General features: G+C 38.3%; 24 protein-coding genes. All 24 read left to right on the top strand.

What is annotated here, in order from left to right:
- The 24 genes from FC84_RS04125 to FC84_RS04010 all read left to right on the top strand — a co-directional run bounded on the left by FC84_RS04125 (position 1) and on the right by FC84_RS04010 (position 13,972).
- Entirely contained in the window at positions 1-708 is a 708-nt protein-coding gene (locus FC84_RS04125) for a putative HNHc nuclease (RefSeq protein WP_057755863.1), read from the top strand.
- Positions 701-1,519 carry a conserved phage C-terminal domain-containing protein gene (locus FC84_RS04120; protein ID WP_057755861.1) on the top strand — a complete coding sequence of 273 codons (819 nt, stop codon included), beginning with the start codon at positions 701-703 and terminating at the stop codon, positions 1,517-1,519. The genes FC84_RS04125 and FC84_RS04120 overlap by 8 nt, the downstream gene beginning before the upstream one ends.
- Before the next feature lie 83 nt (positions 1,520-1,602).
- On the top strand, positions 1,603-2,004 hold the full coding sequence (gene ssb, locus FC84_RS04115; RefSeq protein ID WP_057755852.1) for a single-stranded DNA-binding protein: 402 nt from the start codon (positions 1,603-1,605) through the stop codon (positions 2,002-2,004).
- Between the two features lie 14 nt (positions 2,005-2,018).
- On the top strand, positions 2,019-2,777 hold the full coding sequence (locus FC84_RS04110) for a LuxR C-terminal-related transcriptional regulator (protein WP_057755847.1): 759 nt from the start codon (positions 2,019-2,021) through the stop codon (positions 2,775-2,777).
- Entirely contained in the window at positions 2,767-2,994 is a 228-nt protein-coding gene (locus FC84_RS04105) for a helix-turn-helix domain-containing protein (RefSeq protein WP_057755837.1), read from the top strand. The genes FC84_RS04110 and FC84_RS04105 overlap by 11 nt, the downstream gene beginning before the upstream one ends.
- Positions 2,991-3,182, top strand: a complete 192-nt coding sequence (locus FC84_RS04100) for a hypothetical protein (protein WP_057755825.1) — start codon at positions 2,991-2,993, stop codon at positions 3,180-3,182. Before FC84_RS04105 ends, FC84_RS04100 begins: the two co-directional genes overlap by 4 nt.
- Positions 3,179-3,550, top strand: coding sequence for a YopX family protein (locus FC84_RS04095; protein ID WP_057755823.1), 372 nt, complete (start codon positions 3,179-3,181; stop codon positions 3,548-3,550). The genes FC84_RS04100 and FC84_RS04095 overlap by 4 nt, the downstream gene beginning before the upstream one ends.
- On the top strand, positions 3,551-3,772 hold the full coding sequence (locus tag FC84_RS04090) for a hypothetical protein (protein ID WP_057755821.1): 222 nt from the start codon (positions 3,551-3,553) through the stop codon (positions 3,770-3,772).
- Complete coding sequence (locus tag FC84_RS04085; RefSeq protein WP_057755819.1) at positions 3,753-4,163, top strand: hypothetical protein; 411 nt, start codon at positions 3,753-3,755, stop codon at positions 4,161-4,163. The genes FC84_RS04090 and FC84_RS04085 overlap by 20 nt, the downstream gene beginning before the upstream one ends.
- Positions 4,164-4,376: 213 nt before the next feature.
- Positions 4,377-4,679, top strand: a complete 303-nt coding sequence (locus FC84_RS04080) for a hypothetical protein (protein ID WP_057755817.1) — start codon at positions 4,377-4,379, stop codon at positions 4,677-4,679.
- Positions 4,680-4,755: 76 nt separating this feature from the next.
- Positions 4,756-5,175 (top strand): terminase small subunit, encoded by a 420-nt coding sequence (locus tag FC84_RS04075; RefSeq protein ID WP_057756090.1) that lies wholly within the window; start codon positions 4,756-4,758, stop codon positions 5,173-5,175.
- On the top strand, positions 5,168-6,541 hold the full coding sequence (gene terL, locus FC84_RS04070) for a phage terminase large subunit (RefSeq protein WP_057755816.1): 1,374 nt from the start codon (positions 5,168-5,170) through the stop codon (positions 6,539-6,541). Before FC84_RS04075 ends, terL begins: the two co-directional genes overlap by 8 nt.
- Positions 6,542-6,551: 10 nt before the next feature.
- Entirely contained in the window at positions 6,552-8,072 is a 1,521-nt protein-coding gene (locus FC84_RS04065; protein ID WP_057755813.1) for a phage portal protein, read from the top strand.
- Positions 8,005-9,219 carry a phage head morphogenesis protein gene (locus FC84_RS04060; RefSeq protein ID WP_057755811.1) on the top strand — a complete coding sequence of 405 codons (1,215 nt, stop codon included), beginning with the start codon at positions 8,005-8,007 and terminating at the stop codon, positions 9,217-9,219. The genes FC84_RS04065 and FC84_RS04060 overlap by 68 nt, the downstream gene beginning before the upstream one ends.
- On the top strand, positions 9,206-9,424 hold the full coding sequence (locus FC84_RS04055; protein ID WP_057755809.1) for a hypothetical protein: 219 nt from the start codon (positions 9,206-9,208) through the stop codon (positions 9,422-9,424). Before FC84_RS04060 ends, FC84_RS04055 begins: the two co-directional genes overlap by 14 nt.
- A gap of 55 nt (positions 9,425-9,479) precedes the next feature.
- Positions 9,480-9,683 (top strand): hypothetical protein, encoded by a 204-nt coding sequence (locus tag FC84_RS04050; protein ID WP_057755808.1) that lies wholly within the window; start codon positions 9,480-9,482, stop codon positions 9,681-9,683.
- Between the two features lie 127 nt (positions 9,684-9,810).
- Positions 9,811-10,371: a phage scaffolding protein gene (locus FC84_RS04045; RefSeq protein WP_057755806.1), complete on the top strand. Its 561-nt coding sequence runs from the start codon at positions 9,811-9,813 to the stop codon at positions 10,369-10,371.
- Between the two features lie 13 nt (positions 10,372-10,384).
- On the top strand, positions 10,385-11,248 hold the full coding sequence (locus FC84_RS04040) for a hypothetical protein (RefSeq protein ID WP_057755804.1): 864 nt from the start codon (positions 10,385-10,387) through the stop codon (positions 11,246-11,248).
- 16 nt (positions 11,249-11,264) lie between these two features.
- The gene (locus tag FC84_RS04035) at positions 11,265-11,801 is read left to right on the top strand and encodes a hypothetical protein (protein ID WP_057755801.1); all 537 of its coding nucleotides are present in this window, start codon (positions 11,265-11,267) and stop codon (positions 11,799-11,801) included.
- Positions 11,801-12,130, top strand: a complete 330-nt coding sequence (locus FC84_RS04030) for a phage head closure protein (protein WP_057755800.1) — start codon at positions 11,801-11,803, stop codon at positions 12,128-12,130. The genes FC84_RS04035 and FC84_RS04030 overlap by 1 nt, the downstream gene beginning before the upstream one ends.
- Entirely contained in the window at positions 12,123-12,554 is a 432-nt protein-coding gene (locus FC84_RS04025; protein WP_057755798.1) for an HK97-gp10 family putative phage morphogenesis protein, read from the top strand. The genes FC84_RS04030 and FC84_RS04025 overlap by 8 nt, the downstream gene beginning before the upstream one ends.
- Positions 12,555-12,556: 2 nt before the next feature.
- Positions 12,557-12,940, top strand: coding sequence for a hypothetical protein (locus tag FC84_RS04020; RefSeq protein ID WP_057755796.1), 384 nt, complete (start codon positions 12,557-12,559; stop codon positions 12,938-12,940).
- Positions 12,927-13,550: a hypothetical protein gene (locus FC84_RS04015; protein ID WP_057755795.1), complete on the top strand. Its 624-nt coding sequence runs from the start codon at positions 12,927-12,929 to the stop codon at positions 13,548-13,550. The genes FC84_RS04020 and FC84_RS04015 overlap by 14 nt, the downstream gene beginning before the upstream one ends.
- Positions 13,550-13,972, top strand: a complete 423-nt coding sequence (locus FC84_RS04010; protein WP_057755792.1) for a hypothetical protein — start codon at positions 13,550-13,552, stop codon at positions 13,970-13,972. Before FC84_RS04015 ends, FC84_RS04010 begins: the two co-directional genes overlap by 1 nt.
- Positions 13,973-14,035 lie beyond the last annotated feature (63 nt).

Genomic DNA, 14,035 nt, shown 5'->3' with positions numbered 1-14,035 from the left:
ATGAACTACCAGGGCAAAATCATCAAAGCAACTGGTGATGAAGTGACGTTCAAACTTGACCGTGAATTTGATGCTGAGGAAGCGCGACGTCTGACAATTAAGGGTGCTCCAGAATTCAATGTGAGCATTGTTGATCAACGTAACATTACAAGTGACCAAAGTGGCATGATTTACGGCTTATTTGGGGATATTTCCGACTACACAGGTTATCCAACTGATTTTGTTAAAGCATGGATGAAGACAGCCTTTGCGGGTTTTAAAGGCATTGAAGATTTTAGTCTGGCACGCGATGCAATGAGCCAAGTTATGGCTGGTGACTTTATTGAATTCATATTGGAATTCTGTTTAGAAAATGGCATTCCGTTCAAGTATCAGCAATTCTATTTGGCAGCCGATATTTCACGCGTGCTGTTCTTATACCTCAAGTATCGCATGTGTTTCGTCTGCGGCAAGCCACACGCTGACATTGCCCATTACGAGACCGTCGGCATGGGCAACAATCGTAAGCACATTGATCATCGTAAACATCGATTCATGGCATTGTGTCGTGAGCACCACATTGAACAGCATAAGATCGGCCTCAAGTCCTTCATGGCCAAATATCACTTCGTACCGATCAAGTTAAATGATCAAACAATCGTATCACTTAAAATTATGACAGCTAGTCAGTTACAGCAATTTGATAGAAAGGAGAGCAGGAATGGCTGAACCTAAGAAAAGCTATTACGCAATCATTCCGGCTAATGTCAGATATGACGAAAACCTGATTCAAGGGGCTAAGTTGTTGTACGGCGAAATTACAGCACTATGTAACGAAAAAGGTTATTGCTGGGCAACAGATAGTTACTTTTCATCCTTGTATAAGGTTTCTAAAAAGACGATTCAGCACTGGTTAAAATCTCTCAATGATAATGGATATATTAGTAAAGATATTAAGTACAAAGAGGGTACTAACCAAATTGAGCATAGGTATATACGAATTTGTCCATACCCTATGGACAAAAAGGTGCATACCCCTAGGGAAGAAAAGGTTAGAGATAATAATACATCTCTTAATACTACATTTAATAATACAAATAATATAAAGACTGTGTCGGGCAAACCCGACACAATCCCTTATAAAGAAATTATTGATTATCTGAACAGCAAAGCCAATAAGTCGTTCAAGAACGTTGAAAGCAACAAGAAGTTAATTCGGGCTCGTTTCAATGATGGCTACACCTTAGAAAATTTCAAAAGGGTGATTGATGTTAAGACATTAGAATGGCTTAACGATGGCAAGATGGCCGATTACTTGCGTCCAACAACGTTGTTTGGCAATAAGTTTGATCAGTATCTGAACCAGAAACCTAAGCGAGCCAAAACGGCTGGTGTGGTACCTTCTTGGATGAAAAAACCTAGTCAAACTAAGCCATTACCATCACTAGCAAAAGTAAATGAAGATATGCAAGCAACAATCGCTAAGAAAATGGCGGAATTAAACAATTTGGGGAAAGCAAATGCAAGAAAAGCTGAATAGTCATATTGATTTGCGACTACCAACAAAAGAAGAACATCAAAGAAACTTAGAAATTCTAAGTCAGTTGAGAGAGGGAGTTAAACATGATTAATCGAGTCGTTTTAGTCGGTCGTCTGACTAAAGATGTTGATTTACGTTACACCGGTAATGGCATGGCAGTGGCATCCTTTACTTTAGCAGTTAACCGCCAATTCACGAACGCACAAGGCGAGCGCGAAGCTGACTTCATCCAATGTGTGATTTGGCGTAAAGCAGCAGAAAACTTCAAGAATTTCACACATAAAGGTTCGTTAGTTGGCGTTGACGGCCGTATTCAAACACGTTCATACGATAACCAACAAGGTCAGCGTGTGTATGTCACTGAAATAGTTGTAGACAACTTCTCATTATTGGAGTCAAAAGGTTCAAACAGAGCTGCTAGCAATGATCCGTTTGCTGGTAACGGTGAACCGATTGATGTCAATGATGACGATTTACCATTCTAGCGAGGTGATAAGAAATGGCCTCAATAGTTGATATTGTTCACGAAATTGAAGATGACTACGGCGGTACTGTTGATAATGCTCCAGATAGTGATCCACGTTTTCAAATAACCCACAGAGTTTGGCGTAAAAGTAAAAGTGATACCAGGCATCCAAACCAGAAACTTGATCTAGATGATCTACGTGAATTGTGGGAGCAAGGCATGAGCGATCAAAAAATGGCTGATGAATTGGGCTTTGACTGTTCAACGGTTGTCGCAGCACGGTCTAAACATCTTGGGGAACCAAACCGAAAAAAGTGGATTATTACTCGTGGTAAAGAGAAGCGCTTGATTGAAAATAATATTGAATTAAAAAAATTCTTTGCTACTTCTAGTAGTGAAGCTGGCTTTCTTAAAAATAAAGCCCTGGAACTAGGATGGAAAGCAGTTCGAGTATCAACTCACGATGATGTTCATTTTTATGAAGCTGATAATTCTGAACGTGTTGATAAAAAGAAACTACGTGAGCTGTGGGAACAAGGGCTATCAGACAACCAAATCGCAGATGAGCTCAATATTAGCTCTAAATCAGTTTATAATCATCGAGCAATTCTCGGCAAAAGCAATCGTAAAATATGGCGATTGACTAACGGTAAAGATGAAAAAGTATTCATAACAACCGCAGATTTTGCAAGATACCTTGGATTGCACATTTCAACACCGCCACGAAGATTGATAAGGCGTGCTAAGCATAATGGCTGGAAAGCAGTTCAGGAGTTGACACATGACTATTAATGACGTATTGGTTAAAAATCTTACTTATTATCGGCATAACATGGAATTAAACAAAACATCGTTTGCAAAAGTTTGTGGAGTTAACAGAACAACACTGGAAAATATCTATTCTGGGTTAAACACCATTTCACTTACCACGTTAGAACAAATTGCAGATGGATTGGGTTGCAAACCGTCTGATTTGATACTTGATTGGGACGGTGAGTTAAAAAAATGAAGTTACTAAAAGTATTGGCAATAACGTTTATCACACTAATAATCGTCGGCATGGCAATGTTTGCTTATGCGTACTTTTTAACAGCAAACATTCAACTATTTTTGAGCGGCGTACTTGTAGCAATCGCTGCTGGAACAGCACTCATTATTACACTGATTATTGGTTCGATTATGGAGGGATTCAAATGAGGATAATTAAATACAGAATTTGGGACAGTAAAATAAAACAATACGCTACCGAAGACTATCAATTTTTAATCTCACGTACTGGCGATCTATGGGGATCCGTTGGTGATTGGTTAGGAGTTCATTTTAATGAAGATGCTGGATTTCAAATTGAGCAGTACACAGGTATTAATGATGTTAAGGGTAAACCCGTTTACGAAGGCGACATTGTCAAAGTTTATCGTCAATGGATTGACCAGGTGGTATTTGAACAAGGCTGTTTTGGATTAAAGGCTAGTAATTATCATTCATTCGTTCCGCTAAGTGAGCTTAACGGTGCTATAAAATTAATTGGCAATATACATGAAGATGTCAACGTGGTAGGTGAGTAAATGCCAGCAAGAAAAATCAATATTAACGACGTAGATTATCAGGTATTAACTGGTGCCGAGTTGATTAGGACAGCAATTGATGATTGGCTAAATTTCACGGATAACGACGTAACCTTAATTCAGTGGTATCCAAAATTAGACGTTGTTTTACCAAATAAGAAGTATGTAGTTTCACCAATGCTTGATTTTGAGGAGGTAGAGGATGGAACGAGGAATTTATAAGCACATTGAACAAATCCTCAGAGACTATCCTTATATTGATCAGTACGTGCATGACCGCAAGCAAGAGCTGCTTTACCCGCATGATGAATTCCCTGATGTTAATATCGGTGGCGGTCGTAGTAATGTGCCCGGGACACCGGTTGAAGATTTAATCATCACCATTACAGATGATCGTCGAATTACGGCGCTTGAGAAGAATAAACGGGTTGTACAGGAGTGCTTAGATTGTACAGACTTTGATACTAACTACATCATTAATGAACTGTATTTTAAAAAGCATCCAACGTTGACGTTGAGTGGGGTTGCCGAGTCTTCACACATGAGTATGGCAACCATAAAGCGCAAGCGAACTGAATTCTTTGAGAGCGTCAAGGATAAATTCGGTTGGTGAGCCAAAGTTGAGCTAAACAAGGTTAAGATAAGTGGTAAATTAGTAGTATAGAAAGTTAACGAGAGCGAACCGGGCTGAGGCGGTTCGCTTTTTGTGTATTTTGTAGTTGTTAGCCGAGTAGTTGTTCAATTTGTAGGTGCACAGTTTAATAAAAATACAAATTACATCATTGTTGTAGTATGATAAAACTATAACAAACAGGAGGCTGTATAGATGAAAAATAAATATAAACAGGGAAATATTAATGTGACAGAAGTCACATTAAAGGGATTCCATACATTGGGCTTTAAGGGGAATGCATCAATTAATGGTGCTTATTACCCAGTTATTTCAGGTACTTTTGATGGTCCAAGTGTTGATGTTTTTCAGCCAATTGATCCAGATGCTGAACAATGTTTTGAGGATGAACTAAAAAAATTATTACGAGATTATATTAATGGTCCTTCAGCGTTTGCTGAAGTGTGGGAAGAAATGGCTGAAAAAATCAAGGAACATCAATTTCATTTGGAGTACTAGAAACCTAAACGTCATGCATATTCAGCATGGCGTTTTTATATATAAATTTTTGTGTATAGAAAGGAATGTGAAGACTGTGCCTGTTTTAAAGAACTACCGCTACGAGAAGTTTGTTCAGTGCCTTATTACGGGCATGAGTCAACGCAAAGCTTATCGGGAGGCGTATCCTGCATCAAAAAGATGGAAAGATACAACTGTTGATAGTAAGGCATCGATTTTAAATAAGAATGGTAAGGTTTTGGAAAGGTACAATGAGCTACTTGAAGAGGCTCAAGATGCCGCAATCCTTACTCGAAAAGAGCGTATGGTAACTTTGTCAAACATCGCCCGTGATGCTGATAAAGAAGCCGATTCAATTAAGGCAATCGATGTTTTAAACAAGATGGATAATCTGTACGTCACAAAAACTGAAATGTCAGGTAGCGTTGAGGTTACTAATCCATATGCTGACTTAACAACCGAAGAGCTTCGAAAGCTGGCAGCAGATCATGAATAGAATTGCACAGGGAGCAAAATTGGAATTGTCACGTCGTTTCTTTTGGGACTATTGTCAAACGACCGCGTCGGACTTTTATAAGCCTGAGCGGTCGTTTTTGATGATGTTGTGTGATGAATTGCAGAACTTTCTATCTGATGATCAGCATGATGTGCTAGTTATTAATGAGCCACCACGACATGGCAAATCACGAACTGGTGGTAAATTTGTTGAATGGGTATTAGGAAATGATCAGACTAAGAAAATTATGACTGGTTCGTACAATGAAACTTTATCAACAACCTTTTCTAAGGGTGTTCGTAATGCTATTCAAGAGATTAAAGCCGATGAGAAACGGATTGTTTTTAGTGATGTTTTTCCAGGTGTTGGTATTAAACAAGGCGATGGCGCTATGAACTTATGGAGCCTGACCAAAGGATATAACAACTACTTGGCCACATCGCCGACAGGTACAGCAACTGGTTTTGGTGCTGATATTATCATGATTGATGACTTAATCAAGAACGCTGAAGAAGCTAATAATGCAATGGTACTTGAGAAACATTGGGATTGGTTCGTTAACACGATGCTTTCACGGCTTGAGACTGGTGGCAAGATCATTATTATCATGACTCGTTGGCATAGCAATGACTTGGCTGGTCGTGCCATTCGTGAACTACCAGCAACTGGGTATCGTGTTAAACACGTCAATATGAAAGCTTACGATGAAGAAACAGACACTATGCTTTGTGACGATATCTTAACTAAAGATGAGTATTTCCGTAAGATGAAAACAATGGGAGCTGACATCGCCGCTGCTAACTATCAGCAAGAGCCGATTGATATTAAAGGCCGACTTTACCATGAGTTACAAACGTACGATGAACGATCTGATTACAAGAAGATATGGTCATATTGCGATACCGCTGATACCGGTGCTGATTACCTTTGCTCAATTGTTTGGGGAGAACGCAAAGACGGCATCTGCGAAGTGCTTGATGTGATTTATACGCAAGACTCGATGGAATATACCGAACAAGCTGTGGCCAATCAGTTAATTAATTATCAGGTTAATAAAGCCCGTATTGAACGCAACAATGGTGGACGGTCATTTGCCCGGGCGATAAGAGATCGTGTGCGTGGTAAGTCAGCAACTGCTATTGAGGACTTCTTTCAGTCGGCTAACAAGGTAGCGCGTATCTATTCCAACAGCGCTTGGATAGAACAAAATATCTTATTTCCATCTGATTGGCGGACGCGATGGCCAGATTATTATGATGCTATGACTAAGTATCAACGAGAAGGTAAAAATAAGCATGATGATGCACCTGATGCCACGACGGGTATTGCTGAAACAATGAATGGTAAAACAAGATGGTTAATTTAGAGGTGAGACAATGCTAAATCCGTTATTAAGTGATGATCCAAATACAATTGCATCAAGTTTAAAGCAAGCAATTAGGTTAGATAAGAATTCACCGACTAAAAAAACAGCTCGGGAAGGGATGCGTTACTACGACCACGAAAATGATATTTTGAAGAATCGTATCTTTTATATTGATGATGATAACGAATTGCGTGAAGATAAATACGCATCTAATACGAAGATACCGCACGGCTTCTTTCCTGAAATTGTTGATCAAAAGACTCAGGTATTATTGAGCAATCCATTAACGTTTGACTGCGAAGATGATAGCTTAAAACAAGAATTAGAAACATATTACGATGAAGACTTTCAAGTATTCTTACAGGACACTGTCACTAGTGCTTCACAAAAAGGTTATGAATATATTTTTGCACGCACAACTGCTGAAGATCGATTAACGTTTCAGATTGCTGATTCATTAACAGTATTCCCTGTTTACGATGATACCAACCAATTAAAGCGTATTGTCCGTAACATTGATAAGGATATTGTCAAGAATGGTAGGAAGCTGATCATTCATCTTGCCGAAGTTTGGGATGATAAGCAAGTGTGGTTCTTTAAAGCTGAAGGTACTAAGAACTATCAGCTTAACACTGATATTACGCTCAACCCACGGCCACACGTTGTTGCAGTTAGAGATGATGGTAGTTTATTGAGGCGTGATTATGGTGTGATTCCTTTTTATCGTTATAAAAATAATGCTAAAGAAACGAATGATCTAAAACCGATTAAGGCGTTGATTGATGATTACGATATCATGAATGCTTTTCTGTCTAATAACTTACAAGATTTTACCGAAGCAATTTATGTTGTTAAAGGATACGACGGTGATGACTTATCCAAGTTACGTCAGAATATTCGTGCTAAGAAAACAGTCGGTGTTGATGCAGATGGTGGTGTTGAAATTCAAACCGTCAATATTCCTGTGGAAGGTCGTAAGACGAAGATGGAAATTGATAAGGCCAATATCTATAAGTTTGGTATGGCGTTTGATAGTACACAAATTGGGGATGGCAATATCACAAATGTGGTTATTAAAAGTCGATACAGTTTATTGAACATGAAAGTTAACAAGACAGAAGTCCGTATTCGTGCCTTACTCAAGTGGATTAATCAGATGGTTGTCGCTGATATTAATCGACGCAAGAATACTGCATATGATCCAGCAGATGTGAGCTTTGAATTTACCCGTGAATTAATGGTTAACGAAACAGATATTGCGGCTAATAAGAAAACTGCTGCTGAAACTAAACAGGTTATGATTGCTACTATTCTAGAAGCCGCACCGCAATTACCTGATGATGAAATTTTACGGCTTATCTGCGAGCAATTCGATTTAGACTTTGATGAGATTAAAGATGAACTCGAAGAAGAACCCTATACTCAAGGATTAGCCAGTGGAACTGATCGTGAGGTGATTAACGATGCAACAGTTGGACAAGTGGCAACAGGAACTGGAGAAGTTGACCCAGAAACAGTACAAAAAGACTGATAGTGAGTTGTTTAATACTTATCGTCAAATTCTGATCGATATCAAGAAGAAGCTATATATATTTACTCAAAACTATCCTAACCTTTCGTTTTCTAGTCGCTTAGAAGTCGAAAGGCTTTTTCATGTCGCTGATGAGATTGATGCGATATTATCCACTAGTTCTGATTCAATTGAGAATACGATTAAAGACTACTCAGCCGGACAAGCAGAACAAGGCTATTATGGAGTGTGGTATTCGTTGGAACAATCGCAAGATATTACCATTCAGATACCTTTGATCAACCATGATTATGTGATGAATTTGGTCAATGCTCCAGTGGCTGGTAAACGACTTTCTAAGCGCCTTTACGAGCGACGTAATGAATTAGCCAAAAACGTGACTAATAACATCATACAGGGTTTATTTGAGGGTAAAAGCTACGCTGAAATTGCTAAGCGTGTAAGTAATGAGACAGAAGCGAGTTATAAAAACGCCATGCGAATTGTAGTCACTGAGGGTGGACGTACCTCGTCAATTGCGCAGCAGAGTAGTTCCGAACACGCAAGATCACTTGGTATTGATATGCAAAAGCGCTGGTTAGCAACGTTAGATGGCAAAACACGTAATGATCATCGTGATTTAGATGGTCAAACAGTCGATATTGATGCGGAATTTAAGATTAATGGTCATTCAGCCAAACAACCGCGAATGTTTGGTGTAGCGAGTGAAGATGTTCGTTGTCGTTGTACAACTGTTAATATTGTTAATGGTATTGCTCCTGAAACAAGAATGGATAATGAGACTGGTACTATTATTAAGCGTAAAAACTATAATGAATGGCTTGATAACAAGAAAAATCAAGCAGCTGATGCTATAATTGGGTTAAAGACGCCTGATGGAATAACAATCAATGAACTGTCCGCTCATTTGTATGATAGAAAAAGTGAACGTAGTGTCGATATTAAAAGCATTATTAGGACAGTTAAATATCCTATAAAAGTTGATAGTATTAAATATGATAGTCAAGGAAGGCCAAGTAAAAAATATATCGGTGATTACGCAACAATTGCAATAAATCCTGATAATGGCCGTATTATTACAGTCTATCCAACTACAAGTAAACGTCGAAGAAAAATAAGGAGGGGGAGTGCTGATGGAACTTTATAAACTGTTATCAAAAAATGATCGTCTTTTTTTGAAAGATAAACTAAACATTATTGTCGAAGAACGAAACTATTCAGACGATGAAGTCGATAATGTTTATGAGGCCATTGAGGATTTCCACATCTTAAAGTCCTTTGACAAAAATTATGATCTTACTAAAGATGGTGAACAAGCGCTAGAGTTATTAAATTCAAATATCTGGGATTAGCACTTGATCAAATGATTGGGTGCTATTTTTGTATTCAAAAATAGGAAGTGGTTAATTGAAACGCTGTAAGCTAACGTACTGGACTGGTGATAAGGGCGGTGATGGGGAATTTGTCACCATTGAAGCCTTGTTAAATATCAAGGATATTAATCGCTTGATGTCTGACACGCCGCCAAAGTTTATTGAAGCTATCATAAACGACGGTGAATGGATGGCCATTCCTGTTGAAAATATTAATAAAATGGTTCAAGTGTATTAGATCACATTTATTATGTGGTCTATTTTTGTGTCCTGGTGATGACGTTAAACCCACCATTACCGAGCTGACGGTATATTCAGACACTCTAAGCGGAACCGACCGCTATAAAAGGTATGGAGGAAGAAAAATGGAATGGATTAAAGCAATTCTAGCTAAGCACACTAAGGAAGATGGCACGATTGACGTGGATGCGGCCAATACGGAAATTGATAAAGAATTCCCGAAGAATGCTGTGCCAAAGGATCAGTACAATAATCTTTCAACTCAGTTATCTGATGCAAACAAGACTTTGAAATCTCTTGAAGATAAGACTAAGGATAATCCGGATATTCAACAAGAATTAGCTGATCTAAAAGATAAGGCTGAAGCGTTGGAAAAAGAAAATACTGATTTGAAGATTAATGGTCAAGTGTCGGCCGCGTTACAAGCTGTTGGTGCTAAAGATATTGATTATGCCACTTTCAAATTGGGTAAGTTAGAAATTGATAAAGACGGCAAGGTAAAAGACCTGGACAACAAGATTAAAGAATTAAAATCGAGCATTCCCGATTACTTTGCTGGCAAGGAAGATACAAAGCAGGAAGATAATCCGGGCAATGGTTATCAGACTGTTGACAATAAGCTTGAGAGCGGTCAGCAACATGACGCTGATCCTTTCGCTGATATTATAGCGAAATACGATAAATAGGAGGAATTAAATCATGGCAGTAAAAATTTATTCACAACAATTCAAGGAACTATTACCAGTATTATTTGCAGCTAAATCACACTTCTTAAAATCATTCGGTACATTAGAGGTGTTGGATGGTATTTCTAACAGTGATACAGCCTTTAGCGTCAAAGTGTCAGATATGGACGTTATTATTAACGACTATGACAAGACTAAGAAAATTGACGCTGGTCGTTTAGGTGAAATGACTGAAATTATTTCTACTGACTTGCCAGTTTCTTATGAAGCGACTAAGTCAGTTAACGAAGGTGTTGATATTACGACCGTCAATGATGATTTAGACACAGTCGTTGCTGAGCGAATGGAAAAACAAAGTGCTGCAATCGCATTATTAATTGATGCAACGGCTGGTGCACGTATTTCAGCAAGCGCAGGTAGTACTTTTACTGGTGAGCTCACAGAAGCTGGTGTAACAAAGATGTTCAACGATGCTTCTAAGTACTTCACTAATAATGAAGTTAGCTCTGACATTGTTAAACGCGCGTACGTAACATCTGATGTTTATAACTTCTTAGTTGATAGTGATTTAGCTAAAGCGGATAAGAGTGCACAAGTAAACATTGGTGATAACGTGTTGTATAAGTTCAAAGGCTTCTTCTTGGAAGAAACACCAGATGCTCGTTTTAAAGCTAGTGAAAATGCCTACTTCGTTGCTGATGGTATTGGTAAAGTCTTTGCTGGTTTCAACGAATATCGTGCTTTAACAGAACATCCTGGCTTCTTTGGTACTGCATTACAGTCATTAATTAAGTATGGTTCTTATGTACCTGATAAGAATAAGAAAGCTATTGCTAAGGGTAAATTAACCGTTCCAACACCACCAGCAGAGGGTTAGTTAGGAGTGTGGTCTAATGATTATCACACTAGATGAAGCTAAAGAGATTGATGATAAAGTGACGCAAGGTGATTTGGATGCTTACGAAACTATAGTCAGGAATCTAACCAATAACAATTTTCAAAATACTCTAATTCGTTTTCGTAAGATTAAATTCACTGGCCCACAAGAAATCACACTCTATGATTATCCGCTCGGACTTCGTATAGGTGATACGATTCAGGTCAGCGATTCAACTTACAATGATGGATTAGCAGTAATTAGCTCAATTGAAGATACGACATTGACTGTCACTAATGAGGAACCTTTTTTTGAAGGTTCCTTTTTTGGTGCGTTCATAACAAAAATTCAATATCCAAATGACATAAAATACGGGGTCAAAGGCTTAGTTGAATACAAACACAAAATGGGTAGCAAGTTAGGAATTAAGTCAGAAACAATCGCACGAATGTCAGTTACCTATTATGATATTAATGCTACCGATAATATCGAAGGCTTTCCCGCAGCAAAGTTTAGTTTTCTAAAAAAGTATAAAAAAATGAGGTGGGGTTGATGTTTAAACCACAGCCATTTGAACTGCAAGAAGTCACCCAAGAAAGTGATGGAATGGGTGGGCTAATAGATACGTGGAAACCTGTTAAAAAGATTAATGGTTATTTGGATCTATTGACCGGAACGAATGAAAACACACTTCAAAATGCACGCGTGGAAGACTCAACACATATTTTGATAGTTCCTGAATATACACCAGGTATAACAGATAAAATGCGAATTATTGACTCAGAAAACCGTGTTTATGAAGTCACTTATTCAGATGATCCAGTCGGTGTTCATCATCACAACGAAATTTACCTTAAGTTTGGTGGTGATCTTGATGAGTGATAGCAGTTTTAAGTTTGTTAGCAATAAAAGCAAAGTACTGGCGCAAATGGATGCGGCAGTTGAACGTGCAATGACTATGGTACTTGAGATTATCAAATCTACTGCTAAATCTAATGTTTCAGTGAATACCGGACAACTTCGAAACAATATCGATTATCAGTTGAAGAGCATGAATGGAAAAGTAGTTGGGATTGTTGGATCACCAGAGCAATATGCGATTTATGTTGAGTTTGGTACTGGGGAATTTGCTGAAAATGGTTCAGGTCGCAAAGGGGGATGGGCGTATCAAGACGCTGGTGGTGATTGGCATTTCACTTGGGGTCAAAAGCCACAATCGTTTATGCGTAAAGCCTTTAGACAAAATAAGCAACAAGTTAAAGAAATTCTTAGTCGAGAACTAGGAACAACGTTTAAGGGGGCATAATCGTGGAGGAGTTGTTAAAAGAGCTAGCGAAGATATTGCAATCCGTACACGATCAAACCTTTTTTGAAATGAACACATCTAAAAAAATCGCTTACCCATATGCAACGTATAATTTCGACAGTGAAGCTATTAGACGTAATCAAGATGGTTTCTATCTCGACATAGACATCTTTGATTGGCATGACACATCTGCTCGTGTAGCACTACTAGAAGACAAATTTAAAGATGCCTTGATATCTCGTAGAGATTTAACGAGTAGTCTTTCATTAGTATTTAGTTTTCAAGGATCTAATAAAGTACCTACCAATGATGAACAGTTAAAACGCAGGAATGTACGGTTCTATGTAGCCGTAGATTGGAGGAATAAAAAATATGGTATTGCCTAAGACAGGATATACAGCTAAGTCCGCAGAAAACTATGTTATTGATGCGGCAACAATTTTTACAGATTTTAAATATGATACTGAAGCAAAAGAATTTACAGGTACACCACTTGGCTCAACTCAAGGTGGTGTCGAAGTAAACATTGAACTTGGTTATCGCAAAATTGAGGCCGATGGTACTTATATTATGGATGTTCAAGGATTAAATGTAATGGAATCAGCCACTGCGACTGTTAAAGCGAGTCTACTAGAATTGACCGCAGAGAACTTACGTCGCTCGTTAAATGCAACAATGACTGACGCAACCGCGGATGAGGCACCAACAGGATATAAAGTTATTCGTGCTAAACGTTATTTAACCAATGAAGACTATATTAAGTCGATTGCAGTTGTTGGTGTTCATCGTGGTACACAGAAGCCAATTATCTTTGCCTTGGATAATGGTTTGGTTAAGAGTCCAATGGATCTCAAGACAGAAGACAACAAAGAAGCTGTAGTTGAACAAGAAATTACGGCTAACGCTTCATATGAACAACTAGTTAAAGATGAATTTCCATGGCGTATTTATTATCCAAATACGGATGGCACAATTGAAAATGGCGGTGAAGAGTAATGGCAATTGAGATGCGTGAGTTACGTGGTGATGACTTATTTAGTTTACTAGCAATTGTCGGCAAACTTGATATTAAAGACGAATTCGTCAAGATGTTTGAGCGTAATGTGGAGGCAACTAATGTTGTACCAATGGATCATCAATCCAAAAAGCCAACTAAGGTTGAGCAGGCAAAAATTGATCTGTCAGAAAAAGAAGTAGAAAAACGCGGTATGGAAATGGCTGCGAGTATGCTACAGAAAGTTTTAGTCAATCTTAAGGCTATTAAATACGAAGTTAACGAATTATTAGCTGATTTGACGGGCTTAACACTAGCTGATATCCAATCTTTGGGATTGAAAGACTATACAACATTGCTTATCAGTTTCTTCAAAAAACCAGAGTTAAAAGATTTTTTCGAATCTATCGCGTCCTTACTATAGACCTAGAGGACGGCGAATATCTCTTAAAAGATACACTATTTAAACGTTACGGAAATCCATTGG

Source organism: Lapidilactobacillus dextrinicus DSM 20335 (assembly GCF_001436095.1).
Taxonomy (GTDB): Bacteria; Bacillota; Bacilli; order Lactobacillales; family Lactobacillaceae; genus Lapidilactobacillus; species Lapidilactobacillus dextrinicus.
The sequence above is the reverse complement of the archived record's forward strand: the minus strand, read 5'-3'. Positions and strand labels throughout refer to the sequence as shown.